We start from the raw sequence: 16,390 nt of genomic DNA on the forward strand, positions 1-16,390 counted from the left end.
TTTTGATGCGTATCCGGGGCGACAGTCTATTAATCAGCTTTTTGACAAAAAGTCAAGTAGCTAAACTTGACTGTCGAATTGCATCCTTTGTATTTTCAAATCACATAAAAACTCATGTTCCAAAGCGTAAATTCTGTTCCTGCTTTTGATATCAAGCAGCAATACGTCACTATCGAAGCAGAAGTAAGTGCAGCAGTGCTAGAAGTTTTAGCATCTGGACGTTATATTGGTGGCCCGATCATTGAAAGCTTTGAGCAACAATTTGCAGCCTATCATGGTGTTACTAATTGTATAGCTTGTAACTCTGGAACTGATGCGCTCTACTTAGCCCTGCGAGCTTTAGAAATTGGTGCAGGCGATGAGGTGATTACTACACCGTTTACCTTTATTGCGACAGCTGAAGTCATCAGTGCGGTGGGAGCCAAGCCTGTTTTTGTAGATATAGACATTAATACATATAACTTAGATTTGCAGCAAATCGCTGCGGCGATTACACCCAAAACCAAGGCAATTATCCCGGTGCATTTATTCGGACAGCCTGTGGATATGACAGAGTTAATGGCGATCGCCAACAATCATAATTTAGCAGTGATTGAAGATTGCGCTCAATCTACAGGTGCAGTTTGGGAAAATCAAAAAGTTGGTAGCATTGGGCATATTGGCTGCTTTAGTTTTTACCCTACGAAGAATCTCGGCGGTTGTGGTGATGGTGGAGCAATTACAACCAATGATCCCGAATTAGCTGCGAAAATGCGGGTAATTAAAGAGCATGGGCAAAGAAATCGCTATTACTACGAGGAAGTTGGGGTAAATAGTCGTTTAGATGCCATCCAAGCTGCAATTTTGCAAATTAAACTGCGTTATCTGGATAATTGGAATCAAAAAAGACAGGCGATCGCATCTTACTATCAACAATTCCTCAGTCAAATTTCTGGGATTGTCGTACCTGAAGAACTTCCTGGCGGCGAGAGTGTCTGGAATCAGTTTACCATTCGCGTAATCAGTGAATCACGTAATGGTGCTAGTGCTTCTCGTCGAGACTGGGTAAAAAATCAATTGCAAGAACGGGGTGTAAATTCAATGATTTACTACCCTTACCCACTGCATTTGCAGCCAGTGTATCAACATTTAGGCTATCAACCAGGACAATTACCAGTAGTTGAACAAACCTGTCATGAGGTTTTATCTTTGCCAATGTTCCCAGAACTGACAACCCAGCAGCAAGATCAGGTGATTTATGCGCTGAAGGATTGTTTGGTTTAAGGGGAGTGGGGAATCGGGAATCGGGTAAAAATTTCCTACTCCCTACTCCCCACTCACTACTCCCTACTCCTTAGACAACTGCACGGTTATTGGCAGTCTCTAATGCTTCTACCAAACCACGTACAGCAGCAATCATCGCCACTTCGCTGTTGAGTTGGTTGATGGCAGAACCAACACCAACACCAGCCGCACCAGCCGCGATCGCTAAAGGTGCTGTAACGTTAGAAATACCGGAAGCGCACAATACTGGTACAGATACAGCGCGAGAAATTTCGTAAGCTGCGGCTAAGGTAGGCGCAGCTTTTTCAATTAATCCCAAAGTGCCAGAGTGAGCAGGTTGGCTGCTGGTTCCGCCTTCGGTTTGGATGATGTCAGCGCCAGCTTTGACTAGTTCTTCTGCCAGTTGTACTTGCTGATCTAGTTCCAGGATGTGAGGAACTGTCACAGATAAGGTGATTTCTGGTAAAAGTGCGCGGGTTTGTTGAGTCAAGGCTAAAACTTCTTCAGCTTCAAATCTGCGCCCTTGAGCGTAGAAAGAATCAAAATTACCAATTTCAATTAAGTCTGCACCAGCCGCCACAGCTTGCACAAATTTTTCTGGTTCAACTGCTGATACACAAACTGGTAAATTAATCAAGCTTTTGGCCATTGCCACGATTGCTGGATCAGCAGCAATATCAACAAAAGTCGCACCACCAATTTCAGCAGCTTTAATAATAGCAGCCACGCGATCGCCATCAAAGTTATGCAAACCGCTAATTACTTTCAAAACACGGCGGTTGGTAAATGCACGTTGTAATACAGGATGTATCGTCATAGTTCGTTTTTCGTAGCTACGAAGGTAGGAATATTCTTACACTACTGCGCGTTGGCGGCTAGGGGGTAGTCAGTAGTTCAAGACAGAATCTTAGATGTTGAGTATTGGGTGTAAGGGTCTAGGGGTGTAAGTAAGTAGTTTGGGTGGAGGCGCACAAGAGATATTAGTAATAACACAGCAAATCTATATTGCGCCGTAACTCAACACCAAATTATGAGATTTTGAGAAAATATTGTGACAGGTAAAATCATTGTGGAGTGAATTTTATCTTGGAATTGAGATATTTTGATAGTTGAAAGTTTTGTGGTTTTCTTCATGGCATTTGTTGGGTTACGCTGTCGCTCCACCCAACCTACAGAAGAGGCTACAAACGGGACGATAGTACTGGGTTGTGAAAAAGTATTCTTTTTAACGAACCGCAAAGGACGCATAGACGCGATAGCGGCTTCCCGCAGGGTAGGACACAAAGAAGGAGAAGAAGGAAAAGAAAGAGAATTTCACAAATGATTTAGGATTGCTATAGCATTTGTTAGGTTCCGCTTCGTTCCACCCAACCTACAAAAGAGGCGATCGTACTTTATGAAAAAACGCCAATGGCGTAAACAGCCAGACTCTCACGCAGTGTAAAACTATCGTAGTCCTAAATCATTTGTGAATAACAAGATCCCCGACTTCTTGAAGAAGTCGGGGATCTAAGCCTCTCAATTTTTAGTCTCTATCAAGTTAACAGCTTCAATTATTACCACCAGATTCGATTACCATTTTCGTCAACTCTGGCTTGACGAATCACGTCGGAAATTTCTTCCGCATCTTTGACATGGTGCAGTGCTTTTTTCTCACCGTTGGGTTCTTCCACAATAAAATAGGTGGGAACTTTAATATGATCGCCTGTAATATCTGGTGAATCGACAGCAACTTGTTTTGCTTTTTCCTCGATAGATTGAGGTTGATCTGAGATTCTATCTCCAGGATTTGCTGTTAAGTGTCTTTCTTTGGCTGTGGGTTCTTCGCGCGAATGCCAATCTTTGCTGACGGGCTGTTCAATTTCGGCTTGATTATTTTCGGGTTGATTATTTTGATTTTCTAATTCTTCAGTCATGGCTAGTTCACAAATTAAAACTATGTATTCACTAACTCAATTTATAAAATTCAAGCCATGATGCTGTCTTTCTTCAGAGAGAGTTTCTGATGAAATTAAAAGTTAGGGATTAGGGAGTAGGGAGTAGGGAGTAGGCAATATTTATTTTTGCGGTTTTGCTTCTATCTTTTTAGTTAGTTGAAATGGTGTATATTTACCACCCAAAGCTTCAACAATAGCGCGGGTATTTGCCTCCATCATTTTGATGTACGTTTCTCCATTGCTACCTTTAGCACCAATGGAATCAGAATAAAGTTGTTGAGGCGCTAGATTTACGCCTGCTTCTTGAGCTACGGTTTTGATTAAGGTGGGATTAATTGTAGTTTCGGCAAAAATGGCGGGTACGCCTGTTTTTTTGACTGATTCTACTAATCTTTGGACAGTTTGGGCGCTTGGTTGTTCTTCGGTGCTGATGCCAATTAAAGTTCCGGCGATCGCAATACTATATGCACGTCCATAATATTGAAAAGCATCATGGGTTGTAATTAGTTTGCGTTTATCGGGCGGAATAGTTTGAATTTGTTGATTTATCCAGGTATGCAGTTGTTTTAATTCATCCGTTAATTCGGCTGCGTTTTGAGTAAATTCCTCTTTATCTGCTGGCGATAACTCAATCAACGCATCTCGAATCACATTTACCATCGCGGCCGCATTTTCCGCACTTCCCCAAACATGGGGGTCTGGTACAATTTCACCTTTACCTTTATCTAACTCCAAGGGTTTGACTATTTCCCCTACGGCTACCTTCTTTCCTTTTCCAGCCGCATTCATTAACTTAATTAATCCTGGTTCTAAGTTATAGCCGTTATACAAAATTAAGTTGGCTTCTTCTAAAAATCGACTATCGGCGGGGACTGGTTCATAAACATGGGGATCAGCACCGGGTTTGAGGATTCCTTTGAGTTGAATTTCGTCGCCGCCAACTTCTTGGGTTAAGTCTGCAATGATGGTGCTAGTAGCCACAACCCTCGGTTTATCACTACCTTTGGTAATTGTGGAGTTGGTATTGTTTTGACTACAACTAAACAAAGCCAACGGTAAAAGCATTCCCAGACACAGCCGAGAAACCAAGCTAAAAATTTCTGTTTTCTGACTAGGGATGGTTGACTTTTGCGGGACAAGAACGCCCTCTATCTCAGGTATTACACTCATTTATCTGTGACATTACTGCTTATTATAGATTTTTTCATATTTTTCTCATTTTTGTAGTAAGCTCAAGTAATAAATATGAAAATACCCTTATGGAAAACGTTTCTTTTTACGCCAACTTGGGACATACCCAAAAGATTGGTGAACGTTCTGCATCGTATATCAAAGCTATTGATATGAATTCCACAGATGCAATTTCTATCGCCCACTTGGGAGTACATTACCGGACTCAAGAAGCCTTGAGAGATATTAACTGTGTGATTCAACCAGGAAGATTAACAGGGATTTTTGGCCCGAATGGTGCGGGTAAAAGTACGCTGATGAAAGCAATGTTGGGCTTGGTTCCTGTTAGTAGTGGCGTGGTGAAGTACCAAAACCAACCATTGATGCAACAAAAGTCAAAAGTGGCTTATGTCCCCCAACGCAGTCAAATTGATTGGACTTATCCCGCCACAGTTTGGGATGTGGTGATGATGGGAAGAGTCAAGAAAACAGGCTGGTTGCGTAGCTTTTCGGGAGTGAGTCGCCAAATAGCAAATAGCGCCTTAGAAAGAGTCGGGATGAGTGAATTCCGCGATCGCCCTATAGGACAATTATCAGGAGGACAACAACAGCGAGTCTTTTTAGCCCGCGCCTTGACACAACAAGCAGACATCTTCTGTTTTGACGAACCATTGGTAGGGATTGATCAAAAAACCCAAGCGGTAATTTTTGAAGTCTTTCAAGAACTCGCCGCCGAAAATAAAATCGTCCTAGTCGTGAACCACGACTTAGGCGAATCCATCACCCATTTTGATGACTTGATTCTACTCAACCGCGAATTAGTCGCCACAGGTTCTAGACAACAAGTCCTCACCGAACAAAACCTACATCTGGCTTACGGCGGTAAAGTTATGTACTTCTCCGACGCAGCTTAAACTCTTTTTCTTAGCGTCCTACCCTTCGGGAAGCCACTTCGTGTCTATGCGCCCTTTGCGGTTCGTTTAAATCTTTATGCTAGAAGCACTAATCGAGCCGTTACAATACGGCTTTATGCAGCGATCGCTAGTGATTGCAATTTTAGTTGGTTTATTGTGTGCAGTTGTGGGTAGTTACTTAATGGTGCAACGACTCGCACTCTTAGGTGATGCTATCAGTCATTCTGTTTTACCAGGATTAGCGATCGCCTTCATGATAGGCGCAAATATCTTTGTTGGCGCGTTTATTGCCGGAGTTTTGAGTACAATGGCGATCGCCTGGATTAGGACGCGATCGCCAATTAAAGAAGATGCTGCAATGGGCATAGTTTTTTCTGCATTCTTCGCCCTGGGAATCACTTTAATTACAGTTGTTCAAAAAGATAATAAAATCGACCTGAATCACTTTTTATTTGGCAACATTCTCGGCGTTACCGTTGATGAAGTGCGAGACACAGCCATCATCGCTACCATTGTTTTAGTAGTAGTAATTTTAATCTACAAAGAACTTTTATTTTACACCTTTGACCCTTTAGGCGCTCATGCCGCCGGCTTACCAGTCAATCGCCTCAACTTTGGATTAATGTTACTCATTGCTTTAACAATTGTCGCCAGTATGAAAGCCGTCGGTGTAATTTTAGTTTTATCGCTGTTAATTACTCCTGGGGCGACAGCTTATTTATTAGTCAAACGCTTACACGAAGTCATGATTTTAGGCGCGGTAATCGGTGTATTTTCCAGTATTAGCGGAATGTATCTCAGCTACTTTTATAATTTACCTTCCGGCCCGGCGATCGTTTTGGTAGTATCAGGTTTATTTATTTTGGCATTATTATTTAGTCCCAAGCATGGAGTTTTAATGCCAGGTGTGAATCAGAAATAAGTTTTTTTATGCAGAGGGTAAGTGAAGAAATGTAGAATGTTTTTTAGAGTAGGTTTGAAAAGTCTTTAGTGATGTATTAAATATTTTGCGATCCCTCCAACCACCCTTATTTAAGGGGCTAACAACTCTCTTTTACCCCTTAAAAAGGTGGTCGCTATAGGCAGAGGGATCTTAAACGAGCCGTATTGCCTTAAACACCGATTTTTTGTTTTGACCAAACACCATTTTCATCTTCATCAAAACGCTGGTGTATGGCTTCCCAAGCGGCTTGTTCGGCATTAAACTCATCAGTGGTTTCATTCAACACCGCATTGTAACGCTCGATGAAGACTCGTTGAGCTTCTTGTGACAAATGAGCGCGGACTTCAGGTGATAAATCCTCTGGGCTATTACATGGCCCAGAACAAGGATGCGCTAAAGTTTTGTCCATTGTACTCAGTTCTTCTGCACCAGCACTTTCTAAAAGTAGTTGAAATTCCCCGGCGCGATTAGCTGGGACTTCTGTCATTAATAAAAATTCGCCAGCTTGTAAGCGAGTTTGGTAAACTGTGGCTTTATCTTCTGGCATTCCCCAAGCGGTGAACACCGACACTAAACCAGCACCAGCACTACCAGCGATCGCACCACTAGCAGCCCCTAATAATAATGCACTGATTGGGCCAGCCGCCACAATCGGCCCAACAAAGGGAATGAACAGTACACCTACACCTGTGAGCAAACTAAGAAAAGAGCCAAACAGCGAACCAAAAATCGCTCCTGTTCGCAATCCACCTAAAATTACATCTTTTTTCGTAATAAAGCCCGCAATTCGCGTTTCTGACTGGAAATTCCGCCCCATTACCGAAATATGATCTCTGGGCACGCCTCGGTCAAGTAAACGTCGAATGACATCATCAACTTGCTTTTGTTCTTTAAATACAGCCGAAATAGTACGCTCTGCTTGATAGACTTCTGGCACTTGAATACTCCTTAAAATTTGCTTTTGTATAGTTCAGGACTCATACCAATTCACGCAATTACTGATACAAATCACTTTCTCTGCGCCTCTGCTTGCGTTGCGATCGCCGAGCGCAGTCGAGGCGCTGGTTGCATATCTGTATCATGTTTAAAGTGAAATGGTATTAGCCCTACCTGGGTTTAGAGATCAATCTGCGTTGAACTACACACCTACAGGCGTTCTTGTACCGGTTTCTGGCTTGCTACCATCTGGTTGTAATTCTTGACCTTCAATAAAAGAACGCAGCATCCAAGCCATTTCTTCATGCTCTTCCATCAGTCCAGTTAAAAAGTCAGCAGTTCCTTCATCATGGAACTGATCGCTGGACTGATCAACATGGTCTCTGAGATTGCGAATAATCTGCTCATGATCTTCCACAAGGTTCGCAACCATTCCTGTGGCTGTGGGAACATCGCCTGAATGTTCTTTGAGAGTAGCGAGTTGCAGAAATCCTTCCATTGTGCCAACTGGGTAAGAACCCAAAGCACGAACTCGTTCGGCTAAAGCATCAATATTTTCAGTTAGTTTTTCGTAATGTTCTTCCCAAAGCTCATGCAAGCTCCGAAACTGAGGGCCGACTACATCCCAATGATACTTTTTAGTTTTTACTAACAGTAAATAGGCATCTGCTAAATCTTGATTTAACAGATTAGCCACACCTTGACGCTGTTCTTCTGTCAAACCAATGTTGATTGCACGCATTGATTCTAATTCCTAAATAGACTTATTTATTAAGTTCACAAAAATCAAAGATAATTTACATCAACCATAGGAAAGATTACCAGAGAATAATTATTTACAACTTCAGGAGAATTAATCTATGACTTATAATAGAAAAAATCTTAATCAATTATAAGTAGCAAGATACCCAAATCCTTAAAGAATTCGGGTATTTAAGCATCTTGAATTTTCTGAGTTAAAGATGAAAAATGTTAATACTAATCAGCAGTCAAAGTCTTTACTTGGTACATAATTATCATTCAAAGATTATGCAATATTACCCAATATCACTAGTCAGATTACCTTTGTAACTGCTAATTAGTATTTTTATCTTTTACTGTTTACCTGTGACTTTTCCCAACAGGTTTTCTACTTCATCTCTCACTGAGGTTGCATCTTGGGAATTTTCAGGACGCTTCATTTTATCAATGTCGGCATCACCTTGAACTTCGTTGAGTCCTTTATTAGATTCTTCTTGAACTTGTTGCAATCCAGGAGGTGCGGATCTAGCAACTTCATCAGTTTTCTTTTGAGTTTCTAGCAGTTGTGTGGTAGCTTCGGTAGGGTCACTTTTATAGCTTTCAATTGCCAAAGCTGGAAAAGCATTAGAAAATAAAACTAATGCACAGGTAAAAGCTACAATTAGGAAACGTACTGGACGTAATAGAGATAAAACAGAAGTCATATTCTTCATGTGAATTCCTCAAAAACAAAGTTAACAACAAATAAGTTATATTTTTCTAGCGCAGCAAATTCCAGCCATCATTAGGGTAAATGTTGGCGTAAATTTATTAAGATATGCTGGGCTGAAAATTTATGTTTAGGTAAATATTTGCAGAATAATTTAATTATGAATTACTGGCACTGTTGGCTGAACTAAAGCTCTTATAGCCATGCAGTTTTTAGTTATTTCACAATCATTTCTCTAGCGAATTTCACCTATCTTATATTTACGTTGAATCATCCTACTTTGGGATCGACCTGGAGAGTGAAGTTGATCGCTTCTGAGTGAGAGAGAATATCAACCTGTAGGTAGAGTGGTAAAATATCACTAAATTTAACGGTTTATTAGGTTTATTTGGCGGTGATGTGGCGTAATTGCCAGATTAGCTGGTGGTATTTATCAAGGAATCTGATTTGATGATGATGTCGAGGGGAGATAGAGAATTAGCAGAAAAGAGTAAATTAGCGATAGCACCTATTTAACTAAATTTTTCTCTTCAGAGATTATGAAGATTTATCAACTCCATACTTGGCCTCAAACCCTAGAGGAAGCTATCACCATTCAAGAAAGTTTGCGCGAACAAGTAATTACAGAAGATCAACTTCCCGAAACCATCAGTTATGTTGCTGGTGTCGATATGGGTTTTACAGAGGAGGGTACAATTAGCCGTGCTGCTGTAGCCGTGCTGAGTTTCCCTGATTTAAAAGTTGTAGAAACAGCCTTGGCGCATCGTCCGACTTCATTTCCTTACATTCCTGGGTTTCTTTCTTTTCGAGAAATTCCGGCTGTACTGGATGCTTTAGCAAAAATTCAAACAGTACCGGATATTATTCTCTGTGATGGACAAGGTATTGCCCATCCCCGCAGATTTGGTATAGCCAGCCATCTGGGGGTAATTTTAGATATGCCGACAATTGGTGTAGCTAAATCACTGTTCATTGGCAAGCATCAAGAATTGCCAGAAACCAGAGGTAGTTGGCAACCGCTCATACATCAAGGTGAAACCATTGGTGCAGTGTTACGGACGAGCTTTGGGGTTAAACCTTTGTATATTTCTAGTGGTCACAAAATTAGCTTAACCACAGCAATTGATTATGTATTGCGCTGTACACCAAAGTACAGATTACCAGAAACAACCCGTGTCGCTGATAAGTTAGCGTCTAACAGATAGTCGGTAAAACATTCAGAAAAGTCAACATTGCAGCACGCATGACAAAAAAGATACGCTGGAATAGTGTAGAAATGTATAGAATCTTGTAAAGATATAAAATATAGTCTTTTTTAAGATGCAAACATTACAAGCTCTTTCTTCAATGCAACTGTCTTTAGCCCCTAATCAATGTCAGTCTTTGAAGATTGTCGCTCTTGGAGACAGCATAGTTTACGGTTTTGGTGATCCTGAACGTGGTGGTTGGGTAGAACAACTGCGGCGATGGTGGATGTTGCCTAGTAGTGCTGGTCATGTTTTATATAATTTAGGTGTCAGAGGCGATCGCACACAACAAGTAGCCCAAAGACTAGAAGTAGAATTTCGTCATCGTGGCGAACTCCGTAATCGTGTTCCTGACTTAATTATTCTTTCAGTTGGGGTGAATGATTCAGCGCGGTTAGGTCGTCCCAATGGCAAAAATTACACAGATTTCGCCACTTTTGAAGCCGATATTGCCCATTTACTAGACTTGGCGCAGCAACTTTGTCCAGTTTTATTTGTGGGTATGACACCCGTAGATGAAACTAAAATGCCATTTTTGGATTGTTTTTATTTCAATCATACTGACCAACACCGTTATAAAGAAGCCACGCGCCTAGCTTGTCAACAACGTCAAATTCCTTACTTGGATATTTTTGACCAATGGATAGGACGCGGTGAAACTTGGTTACGCCAAAGAATGAATGCTGATGGTTTACATCCCAATACATTAGGCTACCAAGCTTTGTTAGATGATGTGTTGAAATGGGATGCTTTAGCACCCTATCATGCTCAACCAGAATACCAATTGAGATAAATGTATCGGCGGAGTCAATTTAAAAGCCATAATTCTTTGACTCACGCCAATTTTTATCAATGAATTCGTCAAAAACAACCAGATCCCTGACTTCTTGAAGAAGTCGGGGATCTTTTGGTTCACGAATGATTTAGGAATGCTATAAATCAGTAATTGCCAGTAATTTACACTATCTCAAACACATTGATATTAAGTAATTCTCCAGGGGAAATTTAATTTAAAATTGTTAACTGCGTTAATCAACGCTTAGGCGTTAACACAAAAGATATAACTGGGTATTATTAATTATTCATTAATATTTATCCTGCATTTTTGCTAATTCTTCTCTGAATATCTCTTAAATTTAGCCAATTTGCTCTTGATTTATATGACCGTAATGTAACAAGAATTAAAATCAAAATAGAGCATAAAGTTACATGGAATATGATGAATTAGGTTGACAATTTCCCATTGTTTCAAGAATCATCTTAGGGAAACCAGATAGTTATTCAGAGGAAACCATGCACACAGTTATTCTCGTTCTCATCGAGGTGCTGATTGTTATTGGACTGTCCCGGCTCATAGGTCTGGCATTCAAATCAATTAAGCAACCTTTGGTCATTGGTGAGATTGTTGCCGGGATTATGCTTGGCCCATCTTTATTTGGATTGGTTGCCCCCCATGTAGCAGCTAGTTTGTTCCCGCCAGAAACAATTCCGTTTCTTAATGTTTTATCTCAGGTGGGATTAATATTTTTCATGTTTTTGATTGGGTTAGAACTTAATCCTAAATATCTTAGTGGAAACTTACAAGCAGCAATTCTTACCTCAAACGTCAGCATCATTGTGCCGTTTTCTCTGGCGACTGTTTTATCTTTACTGCTGTATCCTCTGGTTTCTAATGCTGGTGTTTCGTTTACTGCTTTTGCCTTATTTTTAGGTGCAGCAATGTCAATTACTGCTTTTCCTGTATTGGCGCGAATTATTACAGAAAATAACTTGCAGGGAACACGCTTAGGAACCCTAGCATTAACTTGTGCAGCCGTCGATGATGTGACAGCCTGGTGTATTTTAGCAGTAGCGATCGCAGTAGCACGTACTGGTAACTTTTTTGGTGCTATACCCACCATTATTGAAAGCATAGTCTACATTGGCTTTATGCTGACGGTGGGGCGCTGGTTTCTGAAACGATTAGCAACTTACTACCGCCGGACTGGACGCTTAAGCCAGTTACTTTTAGCTGTAATTTATATGGCGGTAGTTGGTTCTGCACTCATCACCGAACTAATTGGGATTCATTTGATTTTTGGTGCGTTTTTATTGGGAGCCGCCATGCCCAAGAATGCAGATTTAGTGCGAGAATTAGCCGTCAAAACTGAAGATTTTGTTTTGATATTTCTGCTACCAATATTTTTTGCCTACAGTGGTTTGCGGACACAGATTGGTTTATTAAACCGTCCTGATTTGTGGTTATTGTGTGGCTTGGTGTTGCTAGTGGCGATCGCAGGCAAGTATATTGGCACTTATGTCGCTGCTCGTGTAAGTGGAATTAATAAACGCGAAGCCTCAGCCCTTGGTTGGTTAATGAATACTCGCGGTTTAACAGAACTCATTGTTCTGAATATCGGTTTAGAGTTAAAAGTAATTTCGCCCCTAGTCTTTACCATGCTGGTGATTATGGCATTGGTAACAACATTTATGACTTCGCCGCTACTGGAGTGGACATATCCAAAACGCCTAATTAAGTTAGATGTTGTTGAAACAGACTTAGAAGCAGAAACATCTGCTGAAACTGCTACTGTTGTTGAATCTGCTCCTAATTATCGAATTTTAGTCCCGGTGGCAAATCCCAGCACCCAAAAAGGTTTGGTACAGTTGGCAGTAGCACTGGCGCTGAATTACAAACAACCTGCTGTTGTCAATCCTCTCAGCTTAATTGAATTGCAAGAAGATTATGCTTTTGAGAGTACCCCAGTGGAAGCAGAACGATTAATTCTTCAGCGTCGCCTGGAACTCGAAGAATTGATTAATACCTTAGAACCGCCAATAGCTCGTTCTCATATACATCCCATCATTCGCATATCGAGCAATGTAGCGCGAGAAACTGCCCAAATAGCCAAAATTGAGCAACCTGATTTAATTCTGGTGGGATGGCACCGTCCAGCTTTTAGTAATAATCGCTTAGGTGGTCGAGTTGGTCAAATTCTGAGTACTGCACCAGTGGATGTGGCTGTGTTTGTAGACCGGGGTGCAGAGCGGTTAGAAAATTTATTAGTGCCTTACTCAGCCAATATCCATGATGATTTAGCCTTGATTTTAGCTTTGAGGCTCTTGCTGAACCGTGACACCTGTATGTTGCGAATTTTACAAGTACTAGGAGATAACCAACATCAAGAAGAGTTGAGTTATGAACTGCACAAAATGATAGAGCAATTACCAGCTAGTGTACGCGATCGCATCGAAATTAAAACAGTCGAATCTCCAGAGCCAATTCAAGCTGTAGTAGAAGCTTCCGAAGCAGTTGACCTGACAATTGCTGGTACTAGCCGCGTTTGGGGAATTGAACGTCAAACCCTAGGCAGATATACAGATGCTTTAGCTATTCAATGTCGTTCTTCCCTACTCATTACCCGCCGTCACAGCCAAGTTACATCCCATTTGGCTTCTGTTCTCCCAGAAATTAGCAACCAAGAATCAACAGTCACGCAATTTTAGATTTTGGATTTCCACAAGTTAAACAGATGAATCATTTGAATGTTAAATCTTTAACCTTCTACGGAGTAGCCATAGGTTCAGTGTTACTGTTGTTTAAAACCGTCACCGCCTATGGAGAAAGCAATCTCAAAGCCCCTCCTGTAGTTGATGGCCGCTACCTTCTAACTCTGGCGACAAAATTACCCAGTTGTGAAACCGCAAATTCTCTGGTATTAAATGTGCAACAATCAGGTATTTACTTGAATGCCTCTTTAGTACCAGTTAATCCCAATGCAGAGGCTGAACAAGCTTCACTGACAGGTATCTTGAAAAATCAACAGATCAGTTTTTCTGGCAAAGTTGATCCAAAAATTCTGTGTCTTGATTCCAACTCTCAGACTAACTCAAGTCAGGCGATCGCTATGCAAATACAGCTGATAGATCAAGATAAAATTACAGGTCAATTCACAGTCAATGGCATTCCTCAAACTTTGAGATTCACTGCGGCTAAACAATCAACCCCAGAAAAGTCACAAAAAGTAAATTCACATTGAAATATGGGTAAATTATGAAAGTCAGAAATTGGGTGAAGTTAGGCACGAAAACTAAAAACTAAGGGTTTAGCTGGTGAAAGGGTAGATATTTTTCCAACCCTTACACCCTCCCAACATCAATATCCTGGTTGCAAAGGAATCAAATAATGTATACAAACCGAAAACCTAAATGGTTTTTATTATGGAGTCAGGGAGTTAGCATCAGTTTGCTGGGATTTTACACAGCAATTTCTTTAGAAACTCCTAGTACTCATGCGGCACAAATCGCTAAATTGAACGATTGGCGATTTTATCCAGAAGCAGCACAACTGGAATTTATATTATCAGCAGCAACAAAGCCGCAATATTTCTATCTTTCCCAACCTCCACGTCTGGTTATTGACTTGCCAGATACTAAATTGGGTTATGTTGCAACCAAGCAAAGTTATTCTGGCGCAATTCAACGAGTCCGAGTTTCCCAATTGAACGCCAACATAACTCGGATTGTTTTAGATTTAGCAGATGGAATTTATCTAGACATCAATCAGGTAAAACTACAACCTGTATCTAGATACAACCCCACACACTGGGTATTGCGTCCTTTTACTTCTAGTACAAATCTCTCAATTCAACCGACTAACAGACAGCCTAGTATTAACAGTCTACCGCCAGCTTCTCATAACTACTATCCGCCAACACCTACTAATTTAAATTCCAACTCTAATTATCTACAGTTACCAAGTACATTACCGCCCATTTCTAATAACCAACAGCAACCTTACATCACAGTACCTCCCCTCACACCCAGTAACCCCTATCAAATCCAAGGCTCAGTTCTACCTCCAGCAAACTTTCCTAATCAACCTAGTAATGCGAATAATATTCCACCCCTAGCCAACCCTAATTTTCCCGTCCCTACAACACCAAGCACACCAAATTATCAATCTAATGAAGTCCAAATCCCAGTGATTGAGTTTGGACAACCTCTTCCCAAGCCATAAGTTAAAAGTGCTGAGTGCTGAGTGCTGAGTAAAAATACCAGCCCCTAGCCTCTTTTAAAATCTATCTGTTTCTTGAGGCGATGCAACTGCACCTGGTTGAGATGTGAAGAAGTTTTGTGCTGCTTCGTTTTGATAAATACATCTAATATCAGGTTTTTCGCTATCTAAACTACCTGTAAAACCAAAGGTATTCAGACGATTTTTACATTCTCTGACTTGATCAGAAGTAACAAGTTTGCGTTGTTCTAAAATTGCCCAGTTATTTTGCCGTAACACACATCCAGGACGCATACTTGGTTGAGCAACATAAACGTTAAATGGGTTGAGTGTGACAAATAATCTCGCATCCATCACCATTGCACTAGCGCCGTATTGTACGCAAATCTCTGGGTTGGGGGCTTTTGTATCAATAAACTCCCGCGAAGCTACGTTGGAGGGCGTTAATGTAGTTGTGGAGCTAAAAGCAATGCCAATGCCAATACCTAAAACTAGCACACCTCCCAAAACAGCGATCGTGGTGAGGTTGAACAGAGAAGGCTGAAAAGCCGGTGGTTTAGATGTTGTGGCTGATCTACCAGTAGATTTACGTCTCATTTTTACTTTACACCTTCACATTTTGGAAAGCAGGGAGCTGTTTGCACTGCTCTCCTTATTTCAGTATGCCGATTTTGGGCAATGATTGTCTGTAAAATTTTAGTAGCATCATGACTTTTGAGAGGATAGGGAAGACAAGGGAGAATATATCAATGACTACTCAGCACTCAGAACTTGGTTACAGAATTCGACCATAACGCGCTGTAAAGTTCTTAGCGGGATTTGCTTGATTATTCAGCCATGCCCACATTTGATCCCCAAAACAAAAGTGCCACCATTCTCTAGGATTACGTTGAAAGCCAGCTTTTAACATGACATCATTTAAAAGCTGACGGTGGGTATGATATTTTTGTGCTTGGGGGTGGGGATGATGAGCATAGTAATCGGGATGCGATCGCTCTGACAACTCATCAATCGGCGAACCCATATCTACTATTAGCCCTGCATCATCAACTAATGTCACATCTATCGCAGCCCCGGTACTATGAGGCGGCGGCGTTTTTTCATCCAGACTCGGAACCGCCCAAATTTGATACACCGCCTCCCAAATTTCTTGGCGTTGGGTTGGCGATAACTCAGCTTCTATCAGTCCCCTGTCTTGTAACGCCGTCCCGAAGCTATAATCGACCATAAACTGCTGTACAGTCACCGGACGATAACCATCAAAAATTTGAATATGCCAATGAGGATGCAGCAATTCTAAATAATTTTGAGCTTTGATTAAATTGTCTACAACACTTTGGCGGAGATAATAAGGCGAATATTCTCCATAAATAGCGCCTAACTTTTCATAAGGATGGGGAGACTCCACCGCAAACAGATGCAAAGGAATTTCTACCAGTGGTTCACCGCATTCAATAATGGGGATATGGTGATAAGGTCTCATACCAATTTTGGTGTTTAGATTTAAGATTTTGGTTTACTTTCCAGAATCTTA

17 protein-coding genes are annotated in these 16,390 nt (G+C 41.1%); 9 read left to right on the forward strand and 8 right to left on the reverse strand.

Translation table 11 applies throughout. The features are described from left to right. Nucleotides 1-114 precede the first annotated feature (114 nt). On the forward strand, nucleotides 115-1,263 hold the full coding sequence (locus H6G79_RS17015; RefSeq protein ID WP_190590358.1) for a DegT/DnrJ/EryC1/StrS aminotransferase family protein: 1,149 nt from the start codon (nucleotides 115-117) through the stop codon (nucleotides 1,261-1,263). A gap of 70 nt (nucleotides 1,264-1,333) precedes the next feature. On the opposite strand, the gene H6G79_RS17020 is transcribed toward H6G79_RS17015, so the two are convergent. Continuing rightward, the gene (locus H6G79_RS17020) at nucleotides 1,334-2,080 is read right to left on the reverse strand and encodes a DUF561 domain-containing protein (protein WP_190590357.1); all 747 of its coding nucleotides are present in this window, start codon (nucleotides 2,078-2,080) and stop codon (nucleotides 1,334-1,336) included. A 285-nt stretch (nucleotides 2,081-2,365) separates the two neighbouring features. On the opposite strand from H6G79_RS17020, the gene H6G79_RS17025 reads away from it, so the two are divergent. Next, on the forward strand, nucleotides 2,366-2,587 hold the full coding sequence (locus H6G79_RS17025) for a hypothetical protein (protein WP_190590356.1): 222 nt from the start codon (nucleotides 2,366-2,368) through the stop codon (nucleotides 2,585-2,587). A 232-nt stretch (nucleotides 2,588-2,819) separates the two neighbouring features. Here the strand turns inward: H6G79_RS17025 and H6G79_RS17030 are convergent, their stop codons facing one another. Both H6G79_RS17030 and H6G79_RS17035 read right to left on the reverse strand, forming a co-directional pair. Then, entirely contained in the window at nucleotides 2,820-3,179 is a 360-nt protein-coding gene (locus H6G79_RS17030; protein WP_190590355.1) for a hypothetical protein, read from the reverse strand. Between the two features lie 141 nt (nucleotides 3,180-3,320). Further along, the gene (locus H6G79_RS17035; protein ID WP_396019808.1) at nucleotides 3,321-4,265 is read right to left on the reverse strand and encodes a metal ABC transporter substrate-binding protein; all 945 of its coding nucleotides are present in this window, start codon (nucleotides 4,263-4,265) and stop codon (nucleotides 3,321-3,323) included. A 194-nt stretch (nucleotides 4,266-4,459) separates the two neighbouring features. On the opposite strand from H6G79_RS17035, the gene H6G79_RS17040 reads away from it, so the two are divergent. Next, the gene (locus H6G79_RS17040) at nucleotides 4,460-5,284 is read left to right on the forward strand and encodes a metal ABC transporter ATP-binding protein (RefSeq protein ID WP_190590353.1); all 825 of its coding nucleotides are present in this window, start codon (nucleotides 4,460-4,462) and stop codon (nucleotides 5,282-5,284) included. 76 nt (nucleotides 5,285-5,360) lie between these two features. Continuing rightward, nucleotides 5,361-6,206 carry a metal ABC transporter permease gene (locus H6G79_RS17045; protein ID WP_190590352.1) on the forward strand — a complete coding sequence of 282 codons (846 nt, stop codon included), beginning with the start codon at nucleotides 5,361-5,363 and terminating at the stop codon, nucleotides 6,204-6,206. A 190-nt stretch (nucleotides 6,207-6,396) separates the two neighbouring features. On the opposite strand, the gene H6G79_RS17050 is transcribed toward H6G79_RS17045, so the two are convergent. The 3 genes from H6G79_RS17050 to H6G79_RS17060 form a co-directional block, all read right to left on the reverse strand. Next, the gene (locus H6G79_RS17050; RefSeq protein WP_190590351.1) at nucleotides 6,397-7,164 is read right to left on the reverse strand and encodes a ChaB family protein; all 768 of its coding nucleotides are present in this window, start codon (nucleotides 7,162-7,164) and stop codon (nucleotides 6,397-6,399) included. A gap of 201 nt (nucleotides 7,165-7,365) precedes the next feature. Beyond that, on the reverse strand, nucleotides 7,366-7,905 hold the full coding sequence (locus H6G79_RS17055; RefSeq protein WP_190590350.1) for a Dps family protein: 540 nt from the start codon (nucleotides 7,903-7,905) through the stop codon (nucleotides 7,366-7,368). Nucleotides 7,906-8,257: 352 nt separating this feature from the next. Continuing rightward, complete coding sequence (locus H6G79_RS17060; RefSeq protein ID WP_190590349.1) at nucleotides 8,258-8,617, reverse strand: hypothetical protein; 360 nt, start codon at nucleotides 8,615-8,617, stop codon at nucleotides 8,258-8,260. Between the two features lie 535 nt (nucleotides 8,618-9,152). Here H6G79_RS17060 and nfi point away from each other — a divergent pair. The 5 genes from nfi (at nucleotide 9,153) to H6G79_RS17085 (ending at nucleotide 14,859) form a co-directional block, all read left to right on the forward strand. After that, nucleotides 9,153-9,818, forward strand: coding sequence for a deoxyribonuclease V (gene nfi / locus H6G79_RS17065; protein ID WP_190590348.1), 666 nt, complete (start codon nucleotides 9,153-9,155; stop codon nucleotides 9,816-9,818). A 115-nt stretch (nucleotides 9,819-9,933) separates the two neighbouring features. After that, complete coding sequence (locus H6G79_RS17070) at nucleotides 9,934-10,653, forward strand: GDSL-type esterase/lipase family protein (RefSeq protein ID WP_190590347.1); 720 nt, start codon at nucleotides 9,934-9,936, stop codon at nucleotides 10,651-10,653. Nucleotides 10,654-11,153: 500 nt separating this feature from the next. After that, nucleotides 11,154-13,346, forward strand: coding sequence for a cation:proton antiporter (locus tag H6G79_RS17075; RefSeq protein ID WP_190590346.1), 2,193 nt, complete (start codon nucleotides 11,154-11,156; stop codon nucleotides 13,344-13,346). A gap of 26 nt (nucleotides 13,347-13,372) precedes the next feature. After that, nucleotides 13,373-13,879: a hypothetical protein gene (locus H6G79_RS17080; RefSeq protein WP_190590345.1), complete on the forward strand. Its 507-nt coding sequence runs from the start codon at nucleotides 13,373-13,375 to the stop codon at nucleotides 13,877-13,879. A gap of 146 nt (nucleotides 13,880-14,025) precedes the next feature. After that, the gene (locus H6G79_RS17085) at nucleotides 14,026-14,859 is read left to right on the forward strand and encodes an AMIN domain-containing protein (protein ID WP_190590344.1); all 834 of its coding nucleotides are present in this window, start codon (nucleotides 14,026-14,028) and stop codon (nucleotides 14,857-14,859) included. Nucleotides 14,860-14,913: 54 nt separating this feature from the next. Here the strand turns inward: H6G79_RS17085 and H6G79_RS17090 are convergent, their stop codons facing one another. Continuing rightward, nucleotides 14,914-15,453, reverse strand: coding sequence for a DUF3172 domain-containing protein (locus H6G79_RS17090; RefSeq protein ID WP_190590343.1), 540 nt, complete (start codon nucleotides 15,451-15,453; stop codon nucleotides 14,914-14,916). 178 nt (nucleotides 15,454-15,631) lie between these two features. Continuing rightward, entirely contained in the window at nucleotides 15,632-16,339 is a 708-nt protein-coding gene (locus tag H6G79_RS17095; RefSeq protein WP_190590342.1) for a M15 family metallopeptidase, read from the reverse strand. Nucleotides 16,340-16,390: the final 51 nt, after the last annotated feature.

It is taken from the genome of Anabaena sp. FACHB-83 (genome assembly GCF_014697485.1).
Taxonomy (GTDB): domain Bacteria; phylum Cyanobacteriota; class Cyanobacteriia; order Cyanobacteriales; family Nostocaceae; genus Nostoc_B.